General features: G+C 35.8%; 10 protein-coding genes. 7 read left to right on the forward strand and 3 right to left on the reverse strand.

The window, feature by feature from the left end:
* Window positions 1-432: 432 nt before the first annotated feature.
* Entirely contained in the window at window positions 433-921 is a 489-nt protein-coding gene (locus CSE16_RS01410) for a hypothetical protein (protein WP_099422209.1), read from the reverse strand.
* A gap of 33 nt (window positions 922-954) precedes the next feature.
* On the opposite strand from CSE16_RS01410, the gene CSE16_RS01415 reads away from it, so the two are divergent.
* Window positions 955-1,263, forward strand: coding sequence for a hypothetical protein (locus CSE16_RS01415; protein WP_099422210.1), 309 nt, complete (start codon window positions 955-957; stop codon window positions 1,261-1,263).
* A gap of 1,229 nt (window positions 1,264-2,492) precedes the next feature.
* On the opposite strand, the gene CSE16_RS01420 is transcribed toward CSE16_RS01415, so the two are convergent.
* Entirely contained in the window at window positions 2,493-2,927 is a 435-nt protein-coding gene (locus tag CSE16_RS01420; protein ID WP_099422211.1) for a hypothetical protein, read from the reverse strand.
* Between the two features lie 232 nt (window positions 2,928-3,159).
* The gene (locus CSE16_RS01425) at window positions 3,160-4,428 is read right to left on the reverse strand and encodes an L-lactate MFS transporter (RefSeq protein WP_099422212.1); all 1,269 of its coding nucleotides are present in this window, start codon (window positions 4,426-4,428) and stop codon (window positions 3,160-3,162) included.
* A gap of 816 nt (window positions 4,429-5,244) precedes the next feature.
* On the opposite strand from CSE16_RS01425, the gene CSE16_RS01430 reads away from it, so the two are divergent.
* The 6 genes from CSE16_RS01430 (at window position 5,245) to CSE16_RS01455 (ending at window position 14,488) form a co-directional block, all read left to right on the forward strand.
* Window positions 5,245-5,856, forward strand: a complete 612-nt coding sequence (locus CSE16_RS01430; protein ID WP_099422213.1) for a flavin reductase family protein — start codon at window positions 5,245-5,247, stop codon at window positions 5,854-5,856.
* 17 nt (window positions 5,857-5,873) lie between these two features.
* Window positions 5,874-6,986, forward strand: a complete 1,113-nt coding sequence (locus tag CSE16_RS01435; RefSeq protein WP_099422214.1) for a mandelate racemase/muconate lactonizing enzyme family protein — start codon at window positions 5,874-5,876, stop codon at window positions 6,984-6,986.
* Window position 6,987: 1 nt separating this feature from the next.
* Window positions 6,988-7,665: an N-acetyltransferase gene (locus tag CSE16_RS01440; RefSeq protein ID WP_099422215.1), complete on the forward strand. Its 678-nt coding sequence runs from the start codon at window positions 6,988-6,990 to the stop codon at window positions 7,663-7,665.
* An 801-nt stretch (window positions 7,666-8,466) separates the two neighbouring features.
* Entirely contained in the window at window positions 8,467-9,738 is a 1,272-nt protein-coding gene (locus CSE16_RS01445) for a DUF5068 domain-containing protein (protein ID WP_099422216.1), read from the forward strand.
* 236 nt (window positions 9,739-9,974) lie between these two features.
* Entirely contained in the window at window positions 9,975-13,106 is a 3,132-nt protein-coding gene (locus tag CSE16_RS01450; RefSeq protein ID WP_099422217.1) for an AfsR/SARP family transcriptional regulator, read from the forward strand.
* Between the two features lie 119 nt (window positions 13,107-13,225).
* A complete protein-coding gene (locus CSE16_RS01455; protein ID WP_099422218.1) occupies window positions 13,226-14,488 on the forward strand; it encodes a substrate-binding domain-containing protein in 1,263 nt (420 codons plus the stop codon).
* Window positions 14,489-14,566: the final 78 nt, after the last annotated feature.

Consider the following 14,566-nt stretch of genomic DNA (forward strand, 5'->3'; position numbering starts at 1 on the left):
CAGATTCTCATTAAACTTCATTGTAACATTTTGAAATTTCAGATTAAAAGGGTTGTTCTAAAATAAATGTTTGGGAACTTAATATGGAAAAAATAGTTTAAATAAAAAATCAAAATAAAGAATCAGAATTCCTTTGCTTAAGATTATTCTGTGAGAACGTTTTTGTATTTTACTAATAAAATTCTATGAAAGGAAAGTAAAGCAATGCCTCAAGATTCCCTTCACGTTTGCTATAAAAAAATAGTAGTACAAACCATGGCCTTGGTCCGTACTACTTTTGTTAGTGTTTAAAAAAATAATACTAATTCTTCAACAATTCCATTAATGTATATAGAATTCAGCAAAGTTTGGAAACACATAATTTAGTGTTATATCAAAGCCAATACATTGATAACGACCCGAAGTGTACTTGCGAATGGTAATTTTTTTGTTTCAGAAGCGTTTATTTTGCGTAGTGTTAGTCATTACATCGACAATTATAATGCCCACAACTATAGCAACAACGACAGCTTGTATAACCACATACTGTACAACATTGACATGGATGTGTTCTGCATTCTTTACAACATTGGCACGGGTAGCTTTTGCACTCATAGCAGCACTGACAAGGATGGCTCTGGCATTGTATACAACATTGACAAGGATAGCTTTTGCACTCATAGCAGCACTGACAAGGATGATTCTGGCATTGTATACAACATTGACAAGGATAGCTTTTGCACTCATAGCAACACTGACAAGGATGATTCTGGCATTGTATACAACATTGACACGGGTGGTTCTTGCACTCATAGCAGCACTGACAAGGATGATTCCTGCATTGTGTACAACATTGACACGGGTAACTCTTACATTCGTAACAGCATTGGCAATTTGATTCAAATTCGCCACAACCGCTACATCTCGACGTATATTTTTCATCCTCATAGTCTCGTTCTATACTATTACGTCCTAATGCATCATCTGCTTCGTCAATTTTCCATTGAGGATCTTCATGCTTTCTATAAAAGTAAGCTTGATCTTGTTTTTCATGACGATGTTGTTCATCAAGGCGACGATGTTCATCAAGTTGACGTTGTTCATCAAGGCGACGTTGTTCATCAAGCTGACGTTGTTCATCAAGGCGACGTTGTTCATCAAGTTGACGTTGTTCATCAAGCTGACGTTGTTCATCAAGGCGACGTTGTTCATCAAGTTGATGCTGTTTTACAAGTCGACGCTCTTCTTCGGCATTTTTTTCAGCAAGCATTTTTTCAGATATGAGTTTATTATGTGCAAATAGATCTTCCTCTTCTTTTTTCGATACTTCAGCTAATAATTTGTTAAGATTATTCGAAAAAAATTTTTTTATAGAATCAACAAATGCATGTGCATTAAAAGAATCGCCATTCAATTTATTTGGATTCTTTTCGATATACCATACACTTAGCGCACCTAAAGTTAAGGAAATGTTTAATGTAAATAAACCAAATGCAACATTGGCCCATACGCTTTTTTGTTTTAAATAGTGCATTGATAAAATAATTACGATAATGACAATAAGGCTATAAAATGGGCTATGTGTTTCCGTAGAAATAAATACAGCCAAACCATAAATAATCCAATGAATTGGTTGCATTTCATTTTTGTACCAGTTTTCAAATATATTTTTAATATGATCTATATTCAAAATGATTATCCCCTCATTAATAAAATGATTTATTTATTGTCTCTGAATGAAATATTTATAGGCTGTTCCTCATAGTAATTTTCCATCTGATTTTTCTCCTTTAATAATAATATAAGTTTCCGTCAGTTATTTATATCCATTTATTTTACTTTATAGAAAAATTTGGTATATAGTAAAAACGGACTATTATAAAATATAAAAAAGATGGATGTTCTATACTAAACTTCCAGGGCGGGTATCTTACGAGAAGGGAAAGCTGCATTTAAGTTTTATAAGTTACTGGATAATGGAGCTGAAGAAGACCCAGGTCACAAAGCTATTGAAATTTTGCTGAAATATATGGAAGACCATTGCGGTAAATTAATTGTTATTGTAGCCGGTAATGGTAATGTAGAAAAATGGAGTCTTTCTTAGATAACAATGAAGGCTGACGTCGCAGATTTTCACGACATTTAAATTTTGACGATTATCAACCACAGGAGTTAATTTAAATTAGTAACAATTTGTAAACAAAACCAATATGAGCTAGAAGCAGAACAGGAATTATTATTTCACTTTACTAACTTGTATCAACGACGTGACCAAAGAAGAGTGTGCTAAAATTAAAAAATATTAAACTTAATTGAAGATTTAGCAATAAAATCAATTTAATAATGACAAAAAAAAGAATGGATTTTTCCCATTCCTTTTGCTGTTTCATTGCTAAGTAGAAAATAAAACAGAATTTCCTGTAATATAATTCACGAACAAAAAAGATCTTTATAATGATTTAGTGGTAGTAACCGAACCTAACATCAAATTCTAGAGTAGGTTAGTTAGAACTCTACCAAAAATTCGGTTTAACGACCATTAACCACAGTAAAATCCCCATTAAAAAAATATATTTCCACGTTGCGGTTTTTATCATAGAAATAAATTTTTCTTTAACAAACCCATCTGATTTTGAATAGGTCATAGCGGGTTTAAATGCACGTGCCATAAAAAATAAAGAAGCAAACATGACGATAATCGTGAGGAGCACCCATGAAGTTTTCCATGACCAGCTACCAAACCAAATAAGTAATAGTCCAGAGGGGACAACAATATGTCCACCATTTGCAATTGCTCGTAAAATGCCTTGTATGGATTGAATATAGCCGCTAACCTGATCAGAGGATGCGTCGTTCATTCGATTAAGTAAAGGGAAAATAGCGAATAAAGGTCCCATTGAAATAATGGCGCTAAAAATATGTGTGTATAATATAATTGTATAAAGCATTTAAATACCTCACAAATTATTTGAATTACTTTCATTCTAACATAAATCAATTACGCCTCGGTTTATTGCGTCCGGAATCGGCTTATATGAGCGCAGAGTGATTGCGCATATTCGTCACAACTGTGCGATAACGGATAACTGATCAGCATCGTGCAGGCCGTAAAAAAGAGATTAAAAAAAGCAAGCCATGCATGTTCGCACGACTTGCCTTTACCTTTTATGAAGAAACCCCTTATGAATGAACCGGTGTTTTCTTATCCGCTTTTGATTTTTCACGCTCTATCGCTTGTTGTTTTTTCAACTTATTAACATCAGAGCGAAGTAATAATGAAATACCAAACGAAATCGCAATTAAGAAACTAAATACGTAGAAAACTGGTATATAGCTATTTGTTGCTTCTTTAATAGCAGACACAATGATTGGTCCGAAAATACCACCAAGTGACCATGTTGTTAATAAATAACCATGAATGACACCAAGCTGCTTCGTACCAAATAAGTCACTCGCAAATGCTGGTAAGTTTGAGAAACCACCACCGTAACAACTAACAACTAGGAAAATAAATAGTTGGAATATAATAACGTTAGTCGTAAATGGTAATGTTAGGAACGCGATTAATTGGATCGCAAAGAAAATAACGAATACGTTTGAACGTCCAATATAATCCGATGCAGCGGCCCAAATTAGGCGTCCACCACCGTTAAATAATCCCATAAGTCCTACCATTGTTGCAGCAGATGCTACGGAAAGTCCAACGATTTCTTGTGCCATTGGTGAAGCAACTGAAATCATCATAAGACCTGAAGTAACATTGATTAAGTGCATGCCCCAAAGCATCCAGAAATGTTTTGTACGAACTGCTTCACGTGCAGACAATTGAGCAATTTCTTGTGGTTTTTTATTGCCTGTTGCGATGGATTCTTCTACATCACCTGGTTTAGGTGGTGCAATATAAAGCGCGCCCAAAATCATAAATGTAAAGTAACTGATCCCTAAAATGAAGTACGTATTAGCAATACCGACAGATTCCATTAAGAATACTGCCACAGGTGCAGTAATTAATGCGCCTGATCCGAACCCTAGTACAGCCATACCCGTTGCTAAGCCACGTTTATTAGGGAACCATTTTACAAGTGTCGAAACTGGTGAAATATAACCGATCCCCATCCCTAAACCACTAAGTAAACCATATGTGAGCCAATATAAAACAACAGAATCCATTGAAATGGCTAGTCCTGCGCCACCTTGACCTAAACCGAAAAGGACAGCAGCGACCATGGCAGCTTTTCGTGGACCTAATTTTTCTACGATTCCACCGAATAATGCTGCCGAAAAACCAGCTAATCCCATCATTATTGTAAACGCAATTGTAATTTGCGATGCTTCCCAACCTAATTCAGTAGCAATTGGATTTTTATACACACTATATGCATAAGCGCCCCCAATTGAAAGGTGAATGGCAACTGCAGATAAAGCAATAAGCCAACGATTCTTTTTCATGATTTTCCCCCTAATTCAAAAGAAAACAGCGATACTGCAATAATTTTCTCTTTCAAGTAGATATGTCTAAACTATGAACGTTCATGACAATAACTTAACATCAAATTATTATGTTAGGCAAGTGAAAATTGAAAAAAAGTTATCTCGAAAAAACATAAATTTCTGTTTTTGCGTATAAAAATTGTACTTGGTGAACTAATTATATGGATAGATAAATCTCTGGTAACGTTGATAAATCAACGTTTTGAATAATATTTAAGGAAAGTAAGTGATTGGGAAGTAAAATGAGAGGTGAAAATGAAAATAATTTAAAAAAAGCGATAAATTTCTACTTGAATAATAAAAATATCTAATTTATTTCTATTTTCTCTAAAAATGGGTAATGGGATAAGGATGGGTTATTACTTTTTTTACGATAGTATAACAGTTACTAATACACAGGAAATTAAGGGGAAGTAGTATTATACATTGATATATCAACGGGTTTAACGAGAAATCTGAAAATTACTAGTCATATTTGAGGTATCCTAGCTATAAAATGCGAACTGTTTATAACAGTTTAAATAAAATGATATTTTTGCTGTTTCGAGATGTAAGTTTTGATTGCGTAGAAAATATATTGGTTTATTCGAATGGAGAATTAGGTCAATTATTTTTAAAATTATTTAATTTATAATCATAAAAGTTATGGGGAAACAGTTGTGGAGATAGCCGTATAATCATACATATTGAATTGTTGACTTTTCAGCAAACTATTTGACGCGTTGGGGAGAGTTCTATAAAGTCGAATTAATGATAGAAAGGGGTAAAAAACTAATGCGCGCAATTGATCCTAAAAAATTAACAGAACGAGATAATTATAAGTTACTAATTGGCTCAATCATCCCACGTCCGATTGCATTTATCACGTCAATGTCAAAGGAAGGTGTTGTCAATGCAGCGCCGTTTAGTTTCTTTAATATTGTTTCATCGAATCCACCGATGATTTCAGTGAGCATACAAAGGAAACAAGGTGAAATGAAAGATACGGCACGTAACATAAAAGAAAATCGCCAATTTGTCGTGCATATTGTTGATACTGATAATGTCGAGAAAGTAAATGGAACCGCAGCGAATTTAGCACCAGATGAAAGTGAAGTTGAAAAGGTTGGGCTGACGTTAATTGATAGTACAACGATTCGAGTGCCAGGTATTAAAGAGGCGAAAATTCGAATGGAATGTGAGCTTGAAACAACTTTAGAACTTGGAGGTGTTGGTGAAAACAAAGGTTGTGATTTAATTATTGGTAAAGTAACCAAATATTATATAGAAGAAAGTATTTACGAAGATGGGCGAATCGATCCAGATGGACTGGCTGCTGTTAGCCGTTTGGCAGGGAATGACTATGCAAAAATCGGCAAGCAATTTACAATAGAGCGCCCACTGTAATTATAGGAGGAAAAATGATGTTACAAATAAAAACAATAGAAATTTTTAATATTGAATTACCATTAATCGAGCCATTTATTGTCAGCTACGGTACATATCCAAATATGCCATCAATTATTGTGAAAATGACGACGCAATGTGGAATAATCGGTTGGGGAGAAGCCGTTCCAGATGAGCATGTAACAGGTGAAACATTAGAGGGGACTTATGCGGTATTAAAGCATACACTAGCACCCGCAATGATTGGTGAAAATCCAATGAATTTTGAGGCGCTTCATGCAAAAATGGATGCGCTTATTTATAGTGCACCGGCAGCAAAAGCAGCCATTGATATTGCATGCTTCGATCTTGTAGGTAAAAAACTAAATGTGCCGGCGTATCAATTAACAGGTGGTCGCTATCATGAAAAATTCCCGATTACGCATGTGTTAAGTATTGGTACACCAGAAAAAATGGCCAATGAAGCAGCAGAGCGTGTGGAAATGGGCTATCAATCATTCAAAATGAAAGTTGGGCGTGATGTGACAAGTGACGTCGCACGAATTCAAGCAGTCCGTGAACGTATTGGCAAGGATATTGCGATTCGTGTCGATGTAAATCAAGGGTGGGTAAACAGTTCTACAACAATGCAAGCAGTCCGTGAATTAGAGCAGCTAAATATTGATTGGCTTGAGCAGCCTGTGCGTGCAGATGATATTGATGGCATGGTAGAAATTAAATCAAAAACATCAATACCAATGATGATTGATGAGGGTTTACGTGGTTTCCGCGACATGCGTGAAATTATCGCAAAACGTGCAGCAGATAAAGTAAATATTAAATTGATGAAATGTGGGGGAATTTACCCTGCTATGAAGCTTGCTCATATGGCCGAAATGGCCGGTATTGAGTGTCAAATCGGCTCCATGGTGGAATCTTCTGTTGGTTCAGCAGCAGGATTTCATGTGGCATTTTCAAATAAAGCATTTACAAGTGTTGAGCTAACAGGACCACTTAAATTTTCAAAAGATATTGGTAATCTACAATATGATGTTCCGTTTATTCAGTTAAATGAAAAACCCGGCTTAGGTATTGAAGTGGATGAAATGATTTTAGCCGAATTAACACGTGAAAAAGATGTGGTGCAGTAAAATGATTGCAACTGGTTTTTTAGGTGAAACACCATATGAAGTGGAAGCGTTAACAGAGGCACATATTCCTCAGTTGATGGTTTTACAGCAAGAAGTTGTGGAGGCATTGCCAGATAAAGCGATTTTACAGCCGCTAGATGAGGATGAGCTAAGTAATATTTTACAAGGAAACGGCTTAATGGTCGGTGTTTTTGTGGAAGGCTCACTAATGGCTTTCCGTGCGTTGCTTAAGCCGCAAATGGATGCGGAACACCTTGGACTGGATGTAGGTTTAACGACGGATGTGCAGTTAAAACAGGTGCTTTATCAAGAAATTTCAAATGTGCACCCACAATTTCGAGGTTACGGTTTGCAACGAACAATGGCGGATATTATTATGCAGCAAGTGAATACAACGGAATTCAACGTCATTTGTGCGACAGTGATGCCGTTTAATATCGCGAGCTTAAAGGATAAATTTTCACAGGGGATGCATGTCGCAGCTTTAAAGTATAAATACGGTGGAAAGTTACGTTATGTATTTGCGAAGTTTTTAAACGAGGAAGTACGAAATTTCGAAAGTGAGACGGAACTTTCAATGGCGGATACAGAAGGTCAACAAACACTACTCAAAGAAGGTTATATAGGCATTTCAATTCGTCAACATGAGTCGGTCTGGCTCGTGAAATATGTGAAATAATAGCAAAAAGGATGGGGCGCGTAAATTACAACGTTAGCCACATCCTTTTTTGTTTTTTTGCTTCCATGAAATTGTGAGCTCCCTATTAAATATCGTTGTCGTCAAAACCATCTAAATTAAAGAAGTCTTGATCATCTTCGTACAAGTAAGAAACATCATTTTCGTCAGAGTCTAAATAAGTGTAGTTTGTCATTCGTATCATCTCCTTTTTTTAATGATACAATAGTCGGAATATTTTTAAAAGTGTTTTGTACTGAGTAAAATTTGAGGTAAAAATATTGGAAACGCTTTAAATATACATATATCTGCATTGGTCACGTTTTCAAATTTCTATAAAAATTTATTAAGCATTGAAATGCAATGATTAATTGAGAAAATTCATGAATTGTAACGCATTAAAGGAAAAATTGTTCATTTTTCAGTTGGGTACCTTCCCTTCTTTGCAGGAGGTTTCAAAACAATTCTCATACAGCACATTATTAGATCCTTGCCAAAGTAACTTAAAGGTTAGAAATATTTAATTAAAATCTGGGGATTGCAATTTATATAGGACTTTCTTCGTTTATATAAGGAAATTAGCTAGCAGGAAACATAATTAAAATGTAATTAATAAAAATTTTAGGAACTAATGTATTTTTCTGCAAACAATATATGGAATTAAAATGGTTCTGTAGTATAAAATTTCCAGTAATTATTGAATTTTATCCGATTAGTAGATTAAAATATCAACAGGTCCTAAATTTTCCACATAAAGGGAGTTGAGTCCTGAATTTATTGTTAGAACATCTTTGGAGGGTAAAAATGAAAAGAAATTTAATTGTGTATTTTTCGTTATTAATGATTACTGTACTAATGGTTAGTGGCTGTGCAGGAAGTGAAGAAGAAACAAAAAAAGAAGTTTCAGCTAATGTAGATCAAGAAAAACCAGACGAAGCAGATAAAGAAGCCAAGGAAGAGAAAGAAGAGGATAATAAAGAAACTGCCAGTGCGAATGACTTTTCTTCATTAATTCAATATATGGAGAAAGAAACGCAAGGGACAACGAAAGTTCTTTACGAGAACAACACGCCACAAGCACATAAAATGGAGAATGTTTCTATATCGTTAGATGCATATACAATAGTAGAATTAAAGGATTTCCACACAGATTTCAGTATACCGTTTGGAAGTGAAACAGATGGTGGTGTCATTTTAGCTAAGTATACGGTGAAGAATGATATGGAGAAAGATGTTTATTACATGCCTAGTGAATATATTACCTTTACGGGTGCAGAAAAACATTATTCGCATAATAGATATTTAATTCCAAAAGAAGATCAATTATCAACAAAGTTGCCTTTTGATAAAGATTATTTGCTAAAAGCGGGTGAAGAAGTGATAGGGTACGCCGCTTATTCTTTCGGCGCAACTGACTTAAAGAAAATTAATGAGCTAGAAACTGTGACAGTAATGGTGCCAAAGGTGTTTACAGAAAAAGGGGATTTTAGTACATCGACATCGCTTGGTTCAGAGGGGAAATTTGAGCTTGCCATGAATGAAGGTGGTGTAGAAAAAATAGCAAGTAACGCAGTGTTTTATCAAGATAGAGCAACAGTGGACAACTGGGGTGATAAGGAGATGCTGAAGGAAAAAAGCGGCATCAATGACAGTAAGCAATTGGGTGATGTGAATGTCACATTAGATGGTTACCAATTTACCTCATTTACACCAAATGAGGTAGAAGCACCTCGATTTTCTAATTTCAAGAATGGTATTGTAATATTAACAGCGAAGTTTAAGCTAGATAATAAAGCATCTAGTGAAATTGGCATGCCATTCATGACTTCAAGACTAACTGTTAATGACGGTTCTCAATATTTATTAAATGATAATATGCTACTAAAATATCGTGAGGCTGACAACATTAAGCCTGGAGAATCTGGGGAGTTATTACAAGTATACGCTTTTGATCAAGAACAATATGAAAAGATATGGAAAGATAAAGCTTTTGAAATTGAACTTGGTCCAATTAAAGATAAAGAAGCAAAAGATACTTCTAAAGGTAAAAGATTAATGTTTACTTTACCAAATTAAAAAAGACAGTCGGACTGATTCCATGCTTTATCGATGGAATCAGTCCTTTGCTTTTAATAGAATAGCCATTGTCTTCTATTGAAAAAAACTTTCATATAAAGCAAGTTATTATGGGTAATTCAGGAAAACATAAACTAACTTTAAATCGAATAATATTATTTATAATTACTTAATTAAAAAGATAGAGTGTCTTTTTTATGTTAAACTATTCTGAAAATAGAGTGGAGGTGGGGCATATGGAACAGCATATTTTTGTATCGAAATTGATTCCGCCAACACCTGTACAAAACTATTTACGAAGAGCGAATTTGTTGAAAAAGCTTTCGGAATGGGAGCAGGCAAAGTGCATTATTTTAACAAGTAGCGCGGGCTACGGAAAAACATCATTGATTAGCCAATTCGTTCATGATCAAAAAATAGTTTGTACTTGGTACCAAATTACGAGTGACGATGATGCGATTTTCCCATTTTTAAGACATTTAATCGTTAGTGTACAACAGCAATTTCCTACGTTTGGACAAGGCATGACAGGCTGGGACGCTAAGTTAAAATTTCATAACGTAGAGGAACTTTTACAGCTTTCAAAGCAGCTAGTAAATGAATTTCATAAAATTAATCAACCAATTTTAGTTGTGCTGGATGATTATCACTATGTGTCGCACGTCTTCTCTATTAATTATGTATTAAATCAATTATTGCAATTTTTGCCGAAAACAATTCATCTTATGGTGGCCACACGAAAAATGCCCGAGTGGAATTGTTTACTGAAGTTGCGCATGAATAATCAATTAATTGAATGCGTAGAACAGGAGTTTATTTTTTCCGAAGAAGATATTCAGTTTTTATTTGAAGCTTATTTTGAACGCAGTCTGTCTGATGAGGAATGTGAGTTTGTGATGCAAATGACGGAGGGTTGGGCAATGGCTGTGCTTTTACTTGCATATCAAGCGAAGCATACGGATAAACAATTGATCGATATAGCAAATGGTTCTGTGACCAACTTCTTTGCGTTTTTATCAGAGGAAGTGTTTGATAAGCTTGAATCCAATGTACAGCAACTTTTATTGAAGCTGAGTGTACATCAATTAATTTCTCTAGATGTGCTAACGGATATTTACGGAGAAAAATGGGGAGAAGATGTTCAAAATCAGCTTTCTAAAATAGCCTTTGTCATTCCGCTTGCAGGGGGAAGGAAATATCGTTTCCATGCATTGTTTCAACAATTTTTACAGCAACATTTAAAAGCATGTTCACCTGAAACGTTTGAACAGCTTCATGAAGATGCGGCCATTTATTATGCGAACGGGCAATTAGGGATTTTAGCGGTGACACATGCAACTTACTTATCCAATTCTCAATTATTAGAGAGGCTATTGCTTCAATTTGCCCCGCAATTTATCGAAGCAGGTCAGTTTGATTATTTAATAGAGCGCATAAAAGATATTCCATATGCAAATAAAGGCTATCAGCTTCTTTATTATGAAGGGGAAAGTCAGCGTTATCGCGCGCATTATGAAAAGGCAAAAAATGCATATTTGGCGTGTTATGAATTGGCGCAAATTCAGCAAGACTCTGTGTTTATGATGCGTGCGCAATTTGGCTTGGCGAATATATATTTAGATACATTGCAGCCTGTTTTTGCAGAAGGTCATTTGCAACATGCCATTCTCTTATTAGAGGAGGCAAAAGTAAGTGATGAAGAACGCCAAAAAATTAATATTTATTATACAGAAAATCTTGTGAATTTAGGGAGAGCAGGTGAAGCGCAGCGGTGGAGTGAAGAGCAACAATTGTCCTTAAAATTAAATAATATTGATGCCCGTCTTTACTTACGCCAAGGACAATTGGAACTGGCAAAAGAAACGTTAAAACATCGTGTAGCGAAGCCATTTCAATGGGAAGAGGCTCACCGAACGACCGATTTATTATTAGTGTTAATTGATGTATTAACGGGTGAAAATGAACAAGCGTATCAGCGAATTATTGAAAGTGATAAGGAGCAGTTAATAGATCTGCCTTTTACACTAGCTATTACAAAGCTCCGCAAAGGGTTAGCGCTACTCAATATGGAATTGAGTGATTCGACATTAGCAAAAAGATGCTTTGATGAAACGCTCGAGCTAATGAGCCAAATTCATGTAAAACGTGTAAAAGCGGAATGCTATATGGGGTTAATCTTGTACTATCGTGAAAATGTAAAAGAGGCGAAAAGATACGCACAACTTGGACTGAAAGAAACGAACAAGGTGCAAGATTACTGGATGTCTGCACTGTTACTCAGCGCTTTGACGAAAGTTTTAGTGGAAGCGGGTCAACATGAGGAAGCGATTTTACATGGAAAACTAGCCTATACGTATTTTGAGCGTAGTGAAGATGTATATGGACAAATGGTCATTTCGTTTTGGTTGACGACCTGTTTTTATGAAATGCAGGATGTAGAAACGGCACAACAATACTATAACGTGTATTGGGAATTTTGTCGTAATGACTATCCATTTTTCATGAAAAAGCGAACGTTATTTGGTCCGCAAAGGCCTTTAGCGTTCCTTCATCTAGCAAAAAATGTAGGTAGACAACAAGAGGTGCTCGATTTTTTACAACAAGCAATGCATCCAGATGAATCTTTAAAACTAGCGTTGTTTGGGCCTGTTCAGATTATGCATGAAAATCACTCGATACAAGATAAAGAGTGGAAGCGTATGAAGGCAAAGGAGTTATTTTTATATTTATACATGCACCGTCGGCAATTTGTTTCCAAGCAGCAGCTATGTGAAGCGATTTGGCAAAATGATGAAGAAGCGATGACAAGGGATTTTAAAGTTGTGTATAATGCGATGTTGAAAACGTTGGAACCTGCGAGAACAGCACGGGAAGAAAGCAATTTTATCATTCGTCGTCAACAACTATATAAATTAGATAGCACGTGGATTCAAAGTGATGTCGCATTATTCGATTATTATGCACAAAAAGGGTTAGAAGAAAAGCGACCGAAAGTTTCAAATGAATGGTTGAAAATAGCGATGTCATTTGCAATTGCTCCATTTTGTTCAGACAATGAACGTGATTGGATTTTACCAATGCGGAGTTTTTATGATGAGCAAATAGTTAAGGTGAGCGAAAAAATTGCTCAAAACTATGTGCGTTTAGAGCAATTTGAGCAGGTCATTTTTTGGGCAGAGAAACTATTATTAGTGGACCCAGGGCATGAAGAAGGCTATCGCTTAATGATGCTAGCAAACTATTATAAAGGAAATCGTCGTGAAGCATTGAAAGTGTATGACAATTGCGTAAAAGCATTAGATGAGCAATACCAGCTAGCACCAATGGAAACAACGGAGCAACTTTATGATCTACTATTAAAAATGTAAAGCAGGCTACGAGTGAAAACTTGTAGTCTTTTTTTTATGTAACTCATTTGTAACTTGCTCTTAGTAAAGTAAGGTAAGGCAGAAATCTATGCTGAAATTATTGCTAGGAGGGACAATAAATGAAAAAGCATTTATGGTGGGTTTTCGTAGTATGTGCATTATTTCTATTAGTTGCTTGTAATAGTGACTCAAGTGAACCTGAAGATACAACAGGAAGCACAGATTCAGGTGTTAAAGATGAAAGCGGAACAACCTCTTCTGGAGATGAAGGTGAAAAAGGAACGATTAAAGTTGGGGTGCTTGCATCATTAACAGGAGCACTCGAATCTTATGGAAAACAAACACAAAAAGGTTTTGAATTAGGTTTAGAGTATGCAACTGAAGGAACAATGGAAGTTGCGGGTAAAAAAATTGAAGTGGTATGGGAAGATACAGAAACAAAACCTGAAGTAGCTGTGCAAAAAGCAACAAAATTATTAGAGGATGACAAAGTAGATTTTTTAGTTGGTTCATCAAGCTCTGGTGATACATTAGCTGTTTTACCTTTAGCAGAAGAATACGAAAAAATTATGATTGTTGAACCAGCTGTTGCTGATAGTATTACAGGTTCGGAATTCAACCCATTTATTTTCCGTACAGCGCGTAACTCATCACAAGATGCATATGCAGCGGCAGCAGCCATTGCAGGTGACGGCGTAAAAATCGCAACATTTGCACCAGATTACTCATTTGGATGGGACGGTGTAGCAGCCTTTAAGACAGCGGCAGAAAAATTAGGGGCGGAAATTGTTTTAGAAGAATTTGCAGATCCAGCAGCAACAGATTTTACATCGAATTTACAAAAGATTATTGAGGCAAAACCAGATTTCCTTTTCGTAGTGTGGGCAGGTGCGAACTCTCCTTGGAATCAAATCGCAGACTTAAAGCTACAAGAAAAAGGAATCAAAGTTTCGACAGGAGCACCGGATATTATCGCACTTCAATTTATGGAGCCTTTAATTGGGATGGAAGGGTTCACTGTATATCACCATACATTACCTAAAAATAAAGTGAATGATTGGTTAGTAGAGGAGCATAAAAAACGATTTAATGGCGAAGTGCCAGATTTATTCACACCAGGCGGATTCTCGGCAGCAGTGGCGATTGTCGAAGCACTAAAAAAATCTGAAGGGGAAGCAGATGGCAATACGCTTATTCCATTAATGGAAGGCATGTCATTTGAAACACCAAAAGGCACGATGACATTCCGTAAAGAAGATCATCAAGCATTACAACCAATGTATTCAATTAAGCTAGAAAAAGTTGCTGAATTTGATTACCCAGTTCCAGTATTAATTCGTGAGTTATCCCCAGACGAAACAGAGCCGCCAATTTTAAATTAAAGCGTAATAAGCGCAGATGACGCATATGTCATCTGTTCTTCTTAACAACTTTCTGCGGAAGGTTGTTAAGAAGAACAA

Origin of the sequence: Solibacillus sp. R5-41 (genome assembly GCF_002736105.1) — a bacterium.
GTDB lineage: Bacteria > Bacillota > Bacilli > Bacillales_A > Planococcaceae > Solibacillus.